Genomic DNA, 14823 nt, shown 5'->3' with positions numbered 1-14823 from the left:
TGACCGCCCTGTCGGAGGCGGACGCCATGATGGTGTCCATGGCCGCACACAGCAGCCTGACCATGGTCGGGCGTGACACCGAGCTCGCCGAGGCGATCGCGGTCCTCGACGACGCCGTGAGCGCCGCCGAGGCCGGGACGTCGCGGCGGGCGGTGCTGCTGTCGGGCGACGCGGGCGTCGGCAAGACCCGGCTGCTGCGCGCGCTGCGCGACCACGCCCTCGACAGCGGCTGGCAGGTGCTGGCCGGGCACTGTCTCGACTTCGGCGACAGCGCCCTGCCCTACCTCCCGTTCAGCGAGGTGCTCGGCCGGCTCGACGCGAGCCACCCCGAGCTGGTCGAGGCCGTGGCGGCCGTTCACCCGGCCCTGACCCGGCTCCAGCCCGGTCGGCGTACGCGCGTGGTGGGCGAGGAGTCGTCCGACGAGCGCAGCCGCGGCGCCGACCGCGGCGACACCTTCGTGGCCGTGCACGCGCTGCTCGAGGCGGCCGCCACCGAGGCGCCGGTGCTGCTCGTGGTCGAGGACCTGCACTGGGCCGACCAGTCCACCCGCGACATGCTCGGCTTCCTCTTCACCCGGGCCTTCGCGCGGCCGGTGGCCATCGTGGCGTCGTACCGCTCCGACGACCTGCACCGCCGCCACCCGCTGCGCCGCCAGGTCGCCGAGTGGACCCGGCTCCCCCAGGTCGGCCGGCTCGGACTGGGCCCGCTGCCGGCGGAGGCGGTGCGCGCCCTGGTGGGAGAGCTGGCCCCGGCCGGGCTCGACGAGCGGTCGGTCGCGCAGATCGTGGACCGGGCCGAGGGCAACGCCTTCTTCGTCGAGGAGCTGGTGGCGTCCGGCTCCTGCGCCGACGGCGACGTGCCCGGCGACCTGGCCGACCTGCTGCTGGTCCGGCTCGACCGCCTCTCCGAGGAGGCCCGTCACGTCGTCCGGGTCGCCAGCGTCGCGGGTCGCCGGGTCACCCACGACCTGCTCGCCGCGACCGCCGACGTCCCCGTCGACCGGCTCGACTCCGGCATCCGCCAGGCCGTCGAGATGAACGTGCTCGAGGTCGGCGGCCACCTCTACTCCTTCCGCCACGCGCTGCTCGGCGAGGCGATCTACGACGACCTGCTGCCGGGGGAGCGGGTGCGGCTGCACGCCCGCTATGTCGCCGCGCTGTCCAGCGGCGCCGCCGGCGGCACCTCCGCCGAGCTGGCCCGCCACGCCCGGCGCGCCAACGACCTCGACCGCGCGGTCACGGCCAGCATCGAGGCCGGCGACGAGGCGATGGCCGTGGGCGGTCCCGACGAGGCCGCCGACCACTACCAGCAGGCCCTGGAGCTGCTCGAGGACCCGGAGCGGGTCGCCCGGCTCGACATCGACCACGCCAAGCTGGTGGTGCGGGCCGCCACCGCGCTGATCACCGGCGGCAACGCCGTCCGGGCCGGCCAGCTGGTCACCGCCCGGCTCGCCCAGCTCCCGCCCGACGCCCCCGACGCCGATCGCGCGCGGCTGCTCAACGCCCAGGCCGAGGTGCTCTCGATGACCGAGACCGAGCTGGACCCGGTCGAGGTGTCTGCGCAGGCGGTGGCGCTGGCGCCCGAGGGGGAGAGCCCGCTGCGGGCCAAGGTGCTCGCCAACCACGCCCGGATCCTCGGCGCCTACCGTCCCGAGGAGCAGGAGGCGGCCGAGGCCGTCGCGACCGAGGCGCTCGCGCTGGCCGAGCGGCTGGCCATGCCCGAGCTCGCCTCCGACATCGTCACCACTCTCGGCGGGCTGCGGGTCAAGGGCGCCGCGGGCTCCGAGCAGGACGCCCTGCGCGGCGCGCTGGTCTCCGCCGTCGACAGCGCGGTCCGCGCGGGCGCCTTCCAGGCCGAGCTCCGCGGCCGCTGGCTGCTCGGCCGCTCCTACCAGGACACGGGCGACTGGGAGCAGTCCGCGCGCTGGTTCCGCTCCGCCATGGAGCTGGGCGAGCAGGCCGGCCTGGTCTGGGCGCCGTTCAGCATCGAGTCGCGCTGGCAGCTCACCCGGATCGGCTACCTCCTCGGCGACTGGGACGACGTGCTCGCGCTGGTCGAGGCCGTCGACGGGCTCAGCGGCCCACCGATCCCCCGCGGGATCATCGAGCCGGCCCGGCTCTCGATCCTCGCCGCGCGCGGCGAGGACGTCCTCGACCGGCTGCTCTCGCTCCGGGCGCTGTGGGAGGACGAGGGCGGGGTCGCGGTCTACAGCTCCGGGTCCGAGATCGAGTTCCACGGCGACCGCGGCGACGCCGCCGCCGCGATCGCGGTCTACGACCAGGTGATCGAGGTGCTCGGCCGGATCTGGGGGGAGTACTTCGGCGGCCGGATCCGGCTCGCCGCCGGCACCCTCGCCGCGATCGCCCGGGCGATGCCGCGAGCCAGTGCGGCCGAGCGCCGGGCCCTGGTGGCCCGGGCCGACCGGCTGCTCGCCGACGGCGAGGCGGTGCTCGCCGCGATCCGCGAGCGCAGCGGCCCGTGGGGACCGGAGGGCCGGATGTGGACCGACCGGCTGATCGCCGAGCATCACCGGGTGCACTGGCTGGCCGGCGGCGACGACGCGCGCCGCGACGAGCTGCTCGGCGCCTGGGAGGCCGCGCTCGACTCCGCGGTCAAGGTCGGGAACCTGCCCGAGCTGCTGCGCGTGCGCGCGGCGTACGCCCAGATCCTGCGGCTGGCCGGCGACACCGCCCGCGCCCGCGACGAGGCCGACCAGGCCCGCGCCCTCGCCGACCGGCTCCGCGCGCCGGTCCTCGTGGCCGACCTCGCGGCCGAGCCCGGAACGACCCGCGCCACGGCGCCTGCCGGCCACTCCGGTGGCGCCGCCCTCACCGCCCGTGAGCTGGAGATCCTCGCCCTGGTCGCGGAGGGCCGCTCCAACGGCGAGATCGGCAAGCAGCTGTTCATCAGCACCAAGACGGTGAGCGTCCACGTCTCCAACATCCTCGGCAAGCTCGGCGCGGCCGGGCGCACCGAGGCGGCCGCGATCGCCCGCCGCGACGGCCTGCTGCGCTGAGCGTCCGGGCCCATCCCGCCTCGGCCGATCTCCTACCGTGGGAGGGTGCCCGCGCCCGGCCCGCGTCGTAGCGTCGGCTCCATGACGATGCAGGCGGACACCCGCGAGCTGACCATGCGCCGGTTCCGGAGGAGCAGCGTGGTCGGCGGGCGCGACCTGCCGCCGGTCCCGGCGGAGCAGCTGCCGCCCGGGCCGCGGTGGCCGGCGCTGCTGCAGACCGTGGCGCTGATGAGGTTCCGGCACCAGTTCCACCCCTGGCTGCACCGCAGGTACGGCGACGCCTACACCGTCAACCTGATCCCGGGGAACCGGCCGCTCGTGCTGTTCACCCGCCCGGAGGTCACCAAGGAGATCTTCGCCGCCGACCCCGAGGTCTTCCACGCCGGCAAGGGCAACGCGATCCTCGGCCCGATCATGGGCGAGCACTCCCTGCTGCTGCAGGACTCGACCGAGCACCACCGTGCCCGCAAGCTGCTGATGCCCGCCTTCCTCGGGCACGCGCTGCGCGGCTACCGCGGCCTGGTGGCCGAGGTCGCGAGCGCCGAGGTCGCCACCTGGCACGAGGGTGAGCCCTTCCGGGCCCTGGAGCGGATGAACTCGCTGACCCTCGAGGTGATCCTCCGCGTCGTCTTCGGCGTCACCGACGAGGACCGGCTGGCGCGGCTGCGGCCCGCGGTCAACCGGACCGTCGAGATCCACCCGGCGATCCTGCTCGGCTGGGCGTACCCACGGCTGCAGCGGCTCGGCCCGTGGCGGCGTACGGTCGACAACCAGGTCGAGCTCGACCGGCTGATGTACGCCGAGATCCGCGAGCGCCGCGCGGCCGACGACCTCGGCGACCGCTCCGACGTGCTCTCCCGGCTGCTCGCCGCGAGCGCCGCGAGCGCCGCGGCCGACGAGCCCGGCAGCGGTCTCGACGACACCGAGCTGCGCGACCAGCTGGTGACGTTGCTGCTGGCCGGTCACGAGACCACCGCGTCGGCGCTGTCGTGGGCCCTGGTCGAGGTGGGCCGCAGTCCCGACCTGCGCGCCCGCACGCTGCGCGCGGTCGACGAGGGCGACGACGCGTGGCTGGAGGCCGTGCTCAAGGAGGCGATGCGGCTGCACCCGATCATCCCGATGGTGGTGCGCACCCTGATGGCGCCGGCCACCGTCGGCGGCTGGGACCTCCCGGCCGGCACGACGGTCGGCCCGTCGATCATCATGAGCCACCAGCAGGAGTCGAACTTCGCGGACCCCGGGGTGTTCCGGCCCGAGCGCTTCCTCGGCGAGGACGCGCCGCCGCTGAACGTGTGGATCCCGTTCGGCGGCGGGGTCCGGCGCTGCATCGGCGCCGGGTTCTCGCTGATGGAGGGCGTGGAGGTGCTGCGCGAGGTGTTCCGCAGGTACGACGTCACCGCGGTCGGCACGGACGTGCCCAAGGTCCGCAACATCACCAGCGTGCCTCGGCGGGGTGCGCGGATCCGGGTGCGGGCACGCTGAGCTCGACGGTCGCCGCGACGTCCTCGAACAGGTCGGCGTAGGCGGCGTAGTCGGCGCGGGCGACGGTGCCGGTGAGGGTCACGCCGACGCCGTCGTGCAGCCAGGCCCACTGCTCGCACATCAGGTCCAGCCCACCGAGTCGGTGGGAGAACCGGGTGTAGGCGGCCGGCTCGGCACCGAGGTCGACCAGGTCGGTGTCCTCGACCTCGAGGGCGTCGAGCTGGGCGGCGAGCGTCGACATCGCGCCGGTGCGCCAGTCGGACAGGGACGAGGCGTCGACCGGGCCGGTGTGCAGCGCCAGCTCGGGCGTGAAGCCCGACGGGGCGGCACGCGGCGCTCGGGCGACCAGGGCGACACCCGGCGCGGGTTCGTCGAAGGTGACCCAGCGGCGCGGGACGGCGAGCGAGACGGCAGGGGTGTGGTGCACATTTCCTCCGGTGGGTCGGGGCGAGGGAGCGGGGGGATCGGGGGGATCGGGCGGCCAGGCGGGCTCGCCGGGCGGCCAGTCGCCGGGCGTCGGCGCGGCCCGGCCGGTCGTGGACGGCACCGCGGTGGCCGGGTACGCCGTCACCAGCGGGTGGGTGAGGATCGCCGGGTCGACCAGGCCGGAGGCGGCGCGCAGCGCCTCCTCCGCCCGGGCCCGCCGGTCGGCGTACCGGTGCAGGCTGGTGGCCAGCCGCTCGACGCCCGGGCGGAGGGCGTCGACCCGGTCGGCCCGCCTGGCGGCGCCCGCCGGAAGTCGTCGGCGCTGTCGCCGGCGAAGTCGTCGGTGGGGAACCGGGCCTGACGCTGGGCCAGCGCGCCGGCGTCGGGCGCGACGAGGCGGGTACGCCGTGCACGCAGCTCGCCCGCGTCGTCGTCGAGCTGACGGGCGGCCCGGCGCAGCGCGGCGGGATCGGCGGTGAGGGTCATGGCCGCAGCGTCGGCAGCGCCGGGCTGTGGACAAACCTCGGCCCTCCGGGCCTGTGGACGGGAGCGTGTCGGAGGTGTCGCCTACGGTCGGTTCATGGCCATCGCGCGCAATCCCCAGTTCGTCATCGACTGCCCCGACCCCCGGGTCCTCGCCGACTTCTACGCCGCTCTCCTCGGCTGGGAGTCCCAGGTGGAGGACGACGGATCCTGGGGCTCGGTGTGGTCCGGAGACCGTTCGATCCAGCTGCAGCGGGTCGACGAGTACCGGGCTCCCGAGTGGCCCGGCCAGGAGGTGCCCCAGCAGGTCCACCTCGACGTCGACGTCGACGATCTCGACGCGGCCGAGGCGGCCACCCTCGCCCTGGGCGCCACCAAGCACGCCCACCAGCCCGGCACGTCCTTCCGGGTGTTCCTCGACCCGGCCGGACACCCGTTCTGCCTATGCCGGGCGGCAACCTCGTGACTGAGACGCTTCTATGGGTTGACAACCCATAGAAGCGTCTCAGCGCGCGAAGGACTCCCGCACCTCGTCCTCCGTGATGCCGTAGTCCGCCAGGTCGTACTGGTGCGACGGGCGCCGCGGTCCCTGCCGCGACTCCTCGTCGAGCCGGCGTACGGCGGCCTGGGCCTCGGCGCTCCAGGTGAGCCCGAAGGCGTCGTAGATCGCGCCGACGGTGCCCACCGGGTCCTGCACGAAGCCGCGGTAGTCGACGTCGAAGAACTGGCTCTCGTCGGCCTTCTCCCGGGCCTGCCAGAACGCGTCCCACTGGCGGGTGAGGTGGCCGAGCTGGTCGCGGCCGAGGGTCTCGCCGACGAAGGTCGTGGAGTGCCCGGCGGTCGCCTCGGCGGACAGCGAGCAGGCCGACGCGACCGAGGTGACCGGGTCGCGCTGGGTCATCACCACCAGCGCGTCGGGGTAGACCTCGAGCAGGGCGTCGAGCGCGATCAGGTGCGACGGGTTCTTCAGCACCCAGCGCCGGTCCTGGTCGTTGAGCCCGATCAGCTGCAGGTTGCGGCGGTGCCGCTCGTAGGCGTCGGTCCAGGACTGGGTGGCCAGCCAGCGGGAGTACGCCGGCACGTGCGCCAGCGACTCGAAGCCGAGCGACTTGCCGGTCTGCCGAAGCACCCGCCAGCACTCCTCCGGCTCGGTGGCGTCGGAGTAGTGGATGCCCATGAACTCCGGGTTGGTGACGTGGTGCTCGCGGAAGGCCGCCTGCATCGCGGTGAAGATCGGGTCGTCCTCCCAGGTCTCGCGCGGCGGGCGGGGCTGGGGGAACTCGGTGAGCCACATCTCGAGTCCCTGGTTCGCGGGGTCGGCGCAGAGCAGCCGGCTCAGCGCCGTGGTCCCGGTGCGGGGGAGGCCGAGCACGAAGATCGGCCGCTCGATGGTGACCTCGGCGTGCTGGGGGAACTCGGCGAACCGAGCCTGGGTGAGCAGCCGCGCGACCAGGGCGCTCTTGACCTGCGAGCGCATGAAGTAGTTGCCGATCCCGGTCAGTCCGGCCTCGGCGGAGCCGAGGTCCTCGACCAGGATCCGGAACGCCTCCTCGTGGCCGGGGGCCTCCGCGAAGCCGAAGTCGGTCAGTCCCGTGGTGCGGGTGGCGGCCGCGCAGATGTCGTCGAAGCTGCCGATGTCGGCGCGCTGGCGGGGCTCGCTCATGCGTGGAACTCTCCGCAGTCGACGTTGAGCATCTGGCCGGTCACGGCGGAGGCCAGGTCGGAGGCGAGGAAGAGCGTGGCGCGGGCGACCTCGTCCGGCGTGGCGAGCCGCTTGAGGTCGGTGGGGGCCGCCTTCTCGGCGTACACCTCCTCGTGGGTGCGGCCCGACTCCTGCGCGATCCAGTCGAAGTAGGCCTTGTTGACGTCCTCGTAGATGTACGACGGCGCGACGCTGTTGACCCGGATGCCCCGCGGACCGAGCTCGGTGGCGAGCGACTGGGCGAGGTGCTCGAGGGTGCCCTTCGACAGCTTGTAGCCGGAGTACTCCGGCTGACTGCTGTAGATCACGCACGAGTTGACCATGATCACCGAGCCGCCGACCTTGTCCTCGGTCTGGGCGAGGGCGTCGGCGAACAGGGCCGACAGACGCAGCGGCGCGAACACATTGGTCTCGTTGGCCGTGCGCAGCCCGTCGAGGTCGAGGGTGCTGATCGGGTCCATCGGCGGGATGCCGAAGGCGTTGTTGACCAGGCAGTCGACCTTGCCGAACTCGTCGAGCGCCGCCTCGACGAGGGCCTTGCGCTGGTCCTCGTCGGTGATGTCGGTCGGTACGACGAGCGCCCGCCGCCCGTGGGAGCGGACGACGTCGGCCATCTTCTCCAGCCGGTGCGGGGTGCGGCTCGCGAGCACCAGGTCGGCGCCCATCTTCGCCGCCTCCTCGCCGAGCGAGCGCCCCAGGCCGGGCCCGACGCCGGAGAGCACGATGACCTTGTCCGTCAGCAGATCCACCATGGCGGACACACTAGAACGTGTTTCAGTTTTCCGGAAGGGGTCGGATTCATCACGGGATGTAGGCGGATGGCCACATCTGTAGTGGAACTCCACTACAGGTGTGATGGCTCGCCTACATCCCGTGATGAATCCGAACCAGAAGCCCCGGCCAGGAATAGCCCGCGCACCGCACCGTTGGACCTCACGTGAGCATTTCCCGCATCGAACTCAACGACCAGACCTCCATCCCCCAGTTCGGCCTCGGCGTGTGGCAGGTGCCGCAGGCCGACACCGAGCGGGTGGTGTCCGACGCCCTGGAGATCGGCTACCGCCACATCGACACCGCGCAGATGTACGGCAACGAGGCCGGCGTGGGCGCCGCGATCGCGAGGTCCGGCCTGGCCCGCGAGGACCTGTACGTCACCACCAAGCTCAACAACAACCGCCACGAGGCCGCCGCGGCGAAGGACTCGCTGCGCGCCTCGCTCGACCAACTCGGCCTGGAGCGGGTCGACCTCTTCCTCATTCACTGGCCGCTCCCCACGCGGTACGACGGCGACTTCGTCTCCACCTGGGAGACCCTCCTCGAGCTGCGGGAGGCCGGACTGACCACCTCGGTCGGCGTCTCCAACTTCCAGCCCGCCCACCTCGACCGGATCGTCGCCGCCACCGGCGTGGTCCCCGCGGTCAACCAGATCGAGGCGCATCCCTACTTCGCCAACGACGCCGCCCGCGCGGCGACCCTCGGCCACGGCGCGCACGTCGAGGCGTGGTCGCCGCTGGGCCAGGGCGGCGGCGAGCTGACCGATCCCGCCGTGACCGCCCTCGCCGAGCGCCACGGCAAGACCCCCGCGCAGGTGCTGCTCCGCTGGGCGCTGGACCGGGGCGACATCGTGTTCCCGAAGTCGCTGAGCAAGACCCGTCTCGCCGAGAACTTCGACGTCTTCGACTTCGCGCTCGACGCCGACGAGGTGGCCAGCCTGACCGCGCTCGACAAGGGTGCGGCCGGCCGCCAGGGACCCGACCCCGACACCTTCGACTGGATCCCTGCCTGACGCAGGCTCTCAGAGACCGGGGAGGGGCGGGTCGAAGGTCAGCGCGACGCTCGGCTCGTTCCCCTCGATCTCGTCGTCGGGGTAGACCGCGGTGGCGGTGTGGGTGACGCCGTCGACGCTCAGCGTGACCGTCATGGTGAACGGGAAGTCGCCCAGGGCGGCCGCCGCCCGCCCCTCCCGCTCGGGCGCGGCGAAGAAGAGGTCGCCCGCGCAGGAGCGGCGGCTCAGCCGCGGCGTGATCGTCGTCGAGCGTCCGTTGCCGGCGGTCACCTCGATCTCCGCGCTCGCGGTCCGCGGGCTCGCCGCGAGGTCGTCGACCGCGAGCCCGACCCCGTAGCTGTCCGGTCGGCCGTCGTGATCGGCGACCACCGCCAGTCGCGCGGACGGCTCGGGCTGCGCGGCACCCGCCGGCATCGTCCACCGGAGGTCGGCGGACAGGTCGCCACCACCGGACGCGAACAGGCCCACGTCGTACGTCGCGGCCGGGCCGAACGGGCGGAGCAGGTACCACCCGCCACCGAGATCCTCGACGGGCGCGGGGAAGGCGCGTCCCACGCAGCGGTCGCCCGCGGCCGCCGGCGCCGTCACCTCGCTGAGGGATACCTCCAGCTCGAAGCGCTCGACCGGCACGTGGATCCTCAGCTCCGACGCCGCCCCGATCGCCGTCGGGTTCCGCCTGACGCCGTCGACGCACCCGCCGCCGAAGCAGTACGAGGTGGGATGCAGGACGAGCTCCTGGCCGTCGTACTGGACCCGGAACGGCGGCGGCTCGGCGATGCCGGACACCCCCTCGGTCGGCCCGGCGGTCGTGGTCGTCGTCGGAGAGCTGGGTGCGCCCGGCGCCGTCGCCGCCCCGGGGTCGACGACGACCTCCGTCCCGCAGCCGGTCAGCACGGCCGCGAGCAGGAGCGTCGGTACGGCGATCGGGCGCATGTGCGTACGACGCGGCCCGGGTCGCGGAGGTTCCGTCGGGCCCGTCAGGGCAGCAGCGCGCCCGGGTCGAAGCGCACCCGCACCGGCTCGTCGACCTCGACCGTCTCGCCGGCTGTCCAGGCGCCGAGCTCGGCGTAGGTGTCCTCGCGCAGGGCGTAGGCGATCACCCGGATCGGGTCGAGCTCGACACGCCAGTAGCCGGGGATGCCGGCCTGGGCGCACTTGTCGGACTTGACGGTCCGGTCCTTCCGGTAGGTGGCGGGTGACGCGATCTCGACGACGACGTGGACGATCGCCGGGGGCTGCTCGTTGGCCTCCGGTCGCACCCGCGCCGCATCGAGGATGACCAGGTCGGGGATCGTGGTGGAACGTGGCGGGACGGGCAGGGAGAGCCCGAGCTCGCGGTTGGCGCGAAGGGGCGGCTCGAGCTGACGGCGCAGGACGACCAGCAGGTTGTCGGTCGGCCCGAGACATGGGCCAAGCACCACCCGAGACGCCGGCGTTCCGCGACCACGTCGCCGCGGCCTGTGGACAACCCGCTTACGAGATCATCCGCCGGGCCACGGCGCGCTGGCGCGCGGCGATCCGCTCGGCGTACTCCTCCGCGCTCAGCCCGGCCGTGGCCGGGAGCCGCGCGGCGACCTCGGCGACCGGCACCACCTCGACCGTCGGTCCGTCGGCGGCGGTGAGCGAACGGGTCAGCTGCTGCCAGCGCAGCATGATCGAGCCGGTGCGGTGGCCGGTGGTCTCGAGCCAGTTGGCGATCGGCGCGCCGTCGGGGCCGGGCGGCCGCTCGGAGATGACGAAGCGCAGCACGCCGTCGTCGTCGCAGGTGGCCTGGGCCTTGGTGAGCGACGTCTGGTGCGTCTCGTAGTCGGTGGAGGCGTACCAGTCGGAGCCGACCTGGATCGCCTGGTAGGTGCAGTCGTCGCAGCGCGGGACGCTGACGATCATCGCCTCGTCCTCGGCGAGCTCGTAGTGGCCGATGGAGGAGAACTGCGAGGAGAGGCCGCCGGGCGTGGCGGCGGGCACGGTCAGGGTGTTGACCGGCTCCTTGTACTGGAAGAAGTGGGGGAAGGCGAACCAGGTCTGGATCGAGCCGACGAGGGAGCGCGCCGCGATCTCGTACTTCCGCCGCAGCAGGTCCTCGGTCAGCTCGCGGCGCGGCTTGCCGAGGGTGTCGGGGCGCTCGATGGTGAGCGTGCCGCGCTCCTCGGTGTCCCAGTCGTTGAACACCTCGCGCACGATCAGGGTCTTGGCGCCCGGCTCGGCGACATAGGTGAACTCGAAGCTGCCGTCGTCGGCGATGTCGAGCTCGCGCTCGTCGAACGCCATCAGCGAGGTCGCCGCGGAGTCGGCGCTGTAGGCGCCGCCCATCACCTGGAAGGACAGATCGGCGGAGCTCCCGCGGCGGCCGCGGATGACGTACGACACCCCCTCGCGGAGGTAGGCGTTGAGGTAGATCGCGTCGGGGTTGTCGAGCCCCTGCCGCGAGAACTGGTGGGTCGGGTTGATGAACAGCGGCTGCTCGAGGTCGTAGTCGAAGGCGGTCTGCATCGCCATCCGGATCCGGCCGGCGAGGTAGTCGTAGCCCTCGAGCCGGTCCGCCTCGCTGTCGATGAACGGCGCGTTCGCGATCAGCTCCTCGGCCTCGGCGATCGCCGCCTGCAGGGGGCCCGTCAGCCCGAGCGAGGCCGACATCAGGACGCCTTCGCGATGATGTTCTCGGCGTACTGCTCGAGGTGCTTGATCTTCGTCTCCAGCGGCTCGGTGTCGGGGCCCTTGATGTACGGCACTCGGAACCCGACGATGCAGTCGGTGACGCCCTTGTCCTCGAGGCGCTTGATCCCGTCGAGCGTGTACGCGTCGTACGAGATCACGTGCACCTCGAAGTCGTCGCGGGTGTCGCCCTCCTCGGCCCGGATCTCGGCGAGCCGGGTGAGCAGGCGGTCGAGCTCCTCGCCGTCGCCGCCGGCGTGCATCCATCCGTCGCCCTTGCGGACGGCGCGGCGCAGCGCCGCGTCCGAGTGGCCGCCGACGAGCAACGGGATCCGCTCGGTCGGGGCGGGGCACTGCTGGAGCGGCTCGATGTCGTAGAACTCGCCGGAGAACCCGAAGAAGGTGGGCTCGTCGCCCGGCTGGGTGAGGCCGCGCAGAATGTCCATGCACTCGTCCATCCGCTTGCCGCGCCGCTCCCACGGGACGCCGAGCGCGGCGAAGTCCTCGGGCCACGGCGACAGGCCCACGCCGAGCCCGAGCCGGTTGCCGGAGAGGAAGGCCAGTGACGAGGCCTGCTTGGCGACCAGCACCGGCGGCCGGATCGGCAGCTTCAGCACGAACGGCGTGAGCCGGAGCGTGGACGTCACCGCGAACAGGTGCGCGCACAGGATGAACGTCTCGATGAACTCCTTGCCGAGGAGGAACTCGCGGTCCCCGGTGTCGGTGTAGGGGTACTTCGAGTCCGACTCCTGCGGGTAGATCAGGCTGTCCGCGATGGTCATCGAGGTGTAGCCGGTGGCCTCGCAGGCCTGGGCGAGCGGGGCGTAGTAGTCGGCGTGGGTCATGCCCTCGGCGAAGGAGAAGCGCATGGACGCCACACTAGAACCTGTTCTAGATTTCTGCCAGAGTACGTCCCATGGCAGCCACCAAGCCGAAGCCCGAGGGCCTCGACAAGCCGATCGTCGCCACGATCATCAAGTACGGCGCCAAGGCGAACGTCCTCGTCTACCGGCTCACCAACGGCCGGGTCGGCGCGAAGTGGCGGATCGGTGCGGGCTGGCGCAAGCCGGTGCCGGTGCTCCTGCTCGACCACGTGGGGCGCAGGAGCGGCGCCCGGTTCACCACGCCCCTGCTCTACCTGGCCGACGGGCCGGACCTGGTGGTCGTGGCCTCCCAGGGAGGACTGCCCAGGAACCCGCAGTGGTTCCACAACCTGGTCGCGTCGCCGGACACGACCGTCGCCGTTCCGGGGGAGCGGAGCCGGGCCGTGCGCGCCCGGGTCGCCGGACCCGACGAGCGGGCCGCGCTGTGGCCCCGCCTGGTCGACCTGTACGCCGACTTCGACAACTACCAGGCCTGGACCGAACGGGAGATCCCCGTCGTCGTCCTCGAGCCCCGCTGAAGGAGTGCCCGTGGACCTGCAACAGCTGCTCGACCGGGCCGAGATCGCCGACGCGATCACCCGCTACACCCTCGCGGTCGACGAGGGCGACTTCGATCGGCTCGACACCGTGTTCACCCCCGCCGCCCACATCGACTACACCGAGAGCGGCGGCGTCGCCGACGTCTTCCCGGTGGTCAAGGGCTGGCTCGCCGAGGCGCTGCCCGGCTTCTCGACGTACCGGATCCACATGCTCGGCCAGATCTCCTACACGTTCGCCGACGACGGGAACGAGGCCGCCGTCGCGGCGTACTTCCACAACCCGATGCGCATCGACGACGGCAAGGGCGGAGAGCGCGTGGTGGAGGTCGGCGGGCTGTACCGCCACACCTTCGTCCGTACGCCGGCCGGCTGGCGCTCCCGTCGGCTCCACGAGCAGGTCGTCTGGACGCGCGGTTTCTGATTTCTTCGCCCCGTCTGGAGAATGGCGGGGTGAGCGACCAGCAGCAGCCCCCCGGCGAACGTCCCGTGCTCAACGGGCTGGTGGCGCTGGTCGCGGTCGCGCTGGGCGTCGGCCTGGTGCTGGCCCTGGTGGCCCTGGTCGGCTCCAAGGTGCTCGGCCTCGGCGGTGACGGCGGCGACTCCGCGGCGGACGCCACGGTGCACCAGTCGATGTACCTGCCCACGCCGGTCGAGACCGACGAGGCCACCGGCCCCCTGGTCACCCTGCACACCCAGGACACCGAGGAGCCACCCGCCACGGGCGACGCCGAGAGCGACCTGCCCGGCGACGAGCCGACCACCGAGGCGACCAGCGAGAGCGCCGGGGCCGGCGAGATCTCGCTCCAGGCCCTCGCGACCACGGTCGCCAGCGGCGAGCGGATCTACTTCAGCGGCGTCTATCCCGGCGGCGAGGGCGCCATCCTCTTCGTCCAGCGCTTCGAGAACGGCGACTGGGCCGACTTCCCGGCCAGCGTCGGCGTCACCAACGGCACCTTCTCCAGCTACATCTTCACCGGCGTCAGCGGGGTCAACAGGTTCCGCGTCGTCGACCGCGACAGCGGCAAGGTCAGCAACGAGATCAGCGTCACCGTCGGCTGAGCCAGGCTGATCCCGGCGCCCCGATGATCGTCACCCTCGACCTGTTCAGCGCGGCGACCGACACCCGCACGGGCGCCGGGGCGGTGCTCGGCCGGATCGCCGACGAGCGCGGCTGGGGTCTCGACGGCGGTGCGCTGTACGACGTCTGGGACCGCCACAACAAGGCGCTCCAGCGGGAGGCGCGTGCGCCCACGACGTTCACCGAGGTGTCGCGGGAGGCGCTGCGCCGCGCGTACGACGACCTCGGGCTCGATCCGCGCAGTGCCGGCGACGACCTGGCCCGGCTGCACGACGCCGTCGGCGACTGGCCGCTGTGGCCGGACGTGACCGAGGGCCTGCGCCGGCTCGCCGACGTGGCCCGCGTGGGACTGCTGTCCAATGTCGACGACCACCTCGCGCGGCGTACCCGGGCGGCGGCGCTGGTCGACCCCGGTCTGCTGCTGACCTCGCAGCGGCTCGGTGCCTTCAAGCCGTCGCCCGAGATCTACCAGCGTGCCGCGAGCGCGGTCGCGCCGGAGCGACTGGTCCACGTCGCGGCGTCCGCGCGCGACGTGCGGGGCGCGCTGGAGGCGGGGATCGCCGTGGTCCGGCTGGCCCGCCCGGGCCACGCGGTGGATCCCGACGGGCCGCGGCCGACGGTCGAGGTCAGCGACGCCGGCGAGCTCGCGGACGTCGTTCTCGGCGCCTGACGAGGGCGCCGGGAGATTCACCGCCGATCCCGGGAACAACCCCGCCGACCGGTCCGTTGGAGCCTATGTCAGACTTGAGTCCATCCGGCTCAACTAACTTGCAT

Annotated in this window: 16 protein-coding genes; 8 read left to right on the top strand and 8 right to left on the bottom strand. The window is 72.9% G+C overall.

The annotated features are described in order from the left end of the window. Window positions 1-38: 38 nt before the first annotated feature. Window positions 39-3017, top strand: a complete 2979-nt coding sequence (locus JOD66_RS29020; RefSeq protein WP_204836497.1) for a helix-turn-helix transcriptional regulator — start codon at window positions 39-41, stop codon at window positions 3015-3017. A gap of 81 nt (window positions 3018-3098) precedes the next feature. Beyond that, on the top strand, window positions 3099-4499 hold the full coding sequence (locus tag JOD66_RS08725; RefSeq protein WP_204836496.1) for a cytochrome P450: 1401 nt from the start codon (window positions 3099-3101) through the stop codon (window positions 4497-4499). Here the strand turns inward: JOD66_RS08725 and JOD66_RS08720 are convergent. Beyond that, on the bottom strand, window positions 4450-5070 hold the full coding sequence (locus JOD66_RS08720; protein ID WP_204836495.1) for a hypothetical protein: 621 nt from the start codon (window positions 5068-5070) through the stop codon (window positions 4450-4452). The two genes, JOD66_RS08725 and JOD66_RS08720, sit on opposite strands and share 50 nt — an antisense overlap. Continuing rightward, the gene (locus JOD66_RS08715) at window positions 5067-5411 is read right to left on the bottom strand and encodes a hypothetical protein (protein WP_204836494.1); all 345 of its coding nucleotides are present in this window, start codon (window positions 5409-5411) and stop codon (window positions 5067-5069) included. Before JOD66_RS08715 ends, JOD66_RS08720 begins: the two co-directional genes overlap by 4 nt. Window positions 5412-5505: 94 nt before the next feature. Between JOD66_RS08715 and JOD66_RS08710 the strand changes: the two genes are divergently transcribed. Continuing rightward, window positions 5506-5874 carry a VOC family protein gene (locus tag JOD66_RS08710; RefSeq protein WP_204836493.1) on the top strand — a complete coding sequence of 123 codons (369 nt, stop codon included), beginning with the start codon at window positions 5506-5508 and terminating at the stop codon, window positions 5872-5874. Between the two features lie 39 nt (window positions 5875-5913). On the opposite strand, the gene JOD66_RS08705 is transcribed toward JOD66_RS08710, so the two are convergent. Together JOD66_RS08705 and JOD66_RS08700 are read right to left on the bottom strand one after the other, a co-directional pair. After that, entirely contained in the window at window positions 5914-7071 is a 1158-nt protein-coding gene (locus tag JOD66_RS08705; protein ID WP_204836492.1) for a sulfotransferase family protein, read from the bottom strand. Further along, window positions 7068-7862 carry an SDR family oxidoreductase gene (locus JOD66_RS08700; RefSeq protein WP_204836491.1) on the bottom strand — a complete coding sequence of 265 codons (795 nt, stop codon included), beginning with the start codon at window positions 7860-7862 and terminating at the stop codon, window positions 7068-7070. Before JOD66_RS08700 ends, JOD66_RS08705 begins: the two co-directional genes overlap by 4 nt. A 185-nt stretch (window positions 7863-8047) precedes the next feature. On the opposite strand from JOD66_RS08700, the gene JOD66_RS08695 reads away from it, so the two are divergent. Continuing rightward, on the top strand, window positions 8048-8896 hold the full coding sequence (locus JOD66_RS08695) for an aldo/keto reductase (RefSeq protein WP_204836490.1): 849 nt from the start codon (window positions 8048-8050) through the stop codon (window positions 8894-8896). Between the two features lie 9 nt (window positions 8897-8905). On the opposite strand, the gene JOD66_RS08690 is transcribed toward JOD66_RS08695, so the two are convergent. From JOD66_RS08690 to JOD66_RS08675, 4 genes are read right to left on the bottom strand one after another with little or no spacing between them, the layout of a single operon-like run. After that, on the bottom strand, window positions 8906-9829 hold the full coding sequence (locus JOD66_RS08690) for a hypothetical protein (RefSeq protein ID WP_204836489.1): 924 nt from the start codon (window positions 9827-9829) through the stop codon (window positions 8906-8908). A 44-nt stretch (window positions 9830-9873) separates the two neighbouring features. Continuing rightward, window positions 9874-10314: a Uma2 family endonuclease gene (locus JOD66_RS08685; RefSeq protein WP_204836488.1), complete on the bottom strand. Its 441-nt coding sequence runs from the start codon at window positions 10312-10314 to the stop codon at window positions 9874-9876. A gap of 55 nt (window positions 10315-10369) precedes the next feature. After that, window positions 10370-11530 carry a hypothetical protein gene (locus JOD66_RS08680; RefSeq protein WP_204836487.1) on the bottom strand — a complete coding sequence of 387 codons (1161 nt, stop codon included), beginning with the start codon at window positions 11528-11530 and terminating at the stop codon, window positions 10370-10372. Then, window positions 11530-12417 (bottom strand): TIGR03619 family F420-dependent LLM class oxidoreductase, encoded by an 888-nt coding sequence (locus JOD66_RS08675; RefSeq protein ID WP_204836486.1) that lies wholly within the window; start codon window positions 12415-12417, stop codon window positions 11530-11532. The genes JOD66_RS08680 and JOD66_RS08675 overlap by 1 nt, the downstream gene beginning before the upstream one ends. Before the next feature lie 47 nt (window positions 12418-12464). Here JOD66_RS08675 and JOD66_RS08670 point away from each other — a divergent pair, with 47 nt between their 5' ends. The 4 genes from JOD66_RS08670 to JOD66_RS08655 are packed head-to-tail and all read left to right on the top strand — an operon-like array spanning window position 12465 to window position 14719. After that, a complete protein-coding gene (locus JOD66_RS08670) occupies window positions 12465-12950 on the top strand; it encodes a nitroreductase/quinone reductase family protein (RefSeq protein WP_204836485.1) in 486 nt (161 codons plus the stop codon). A 10-nt stretch (window positions 12951-12960) separates the two neighbouring features. Next, window positions 12961-13392: a nuclear transport factor 2 family protein gene (locus JOD66_RS08665; protein ID WP_204836484.1), complete on the top strand. Its 432-nt coding sequence runs from the start codon at window positions 12961-12963 to the stop codon at window positions 13390-13392. Window positions 13393-13421: 29 nt separating this feature from the next. After that, the gene (locus tag JOD66_RS08660; RefSeq protein WP_204836483.1) at window positions 13422-14030 is read left to right on the top strand and encodes a hypothetical protein; all 609 of its coding nucleotides are present in this window, start codon (window positions 13422-13424) and stop codon (window positions 14028-14030) included. A gap of 23 nt (window positions 14031-14053) precedes the next feature. Further along, complete coding sequence (locus JOD66_RS08655) at window positions 14054-14719, top strand: HAD-IA family hydrolase (protein WP_204836482.1); 666 nt, start codon at window positions 14054-14056, stop codon at window positions 14717-14719. Window positions 14720-14823: the final 104 nt, after the last annotated feature.

It is taken from the genome of Nocardioides nitrophenolicus (assembly GCF_016907515.1).
GTDB classification, from domain to species: Bacteria; Actinomycetota; Actinomycetes; order Propionibacteriales; family Nocardioidaceae; genus Nocardioides; species Nocardioides nitrophenolicus.
This window is presented reverse-complemented; position numbering and strand designations above follow the sequence as displayed.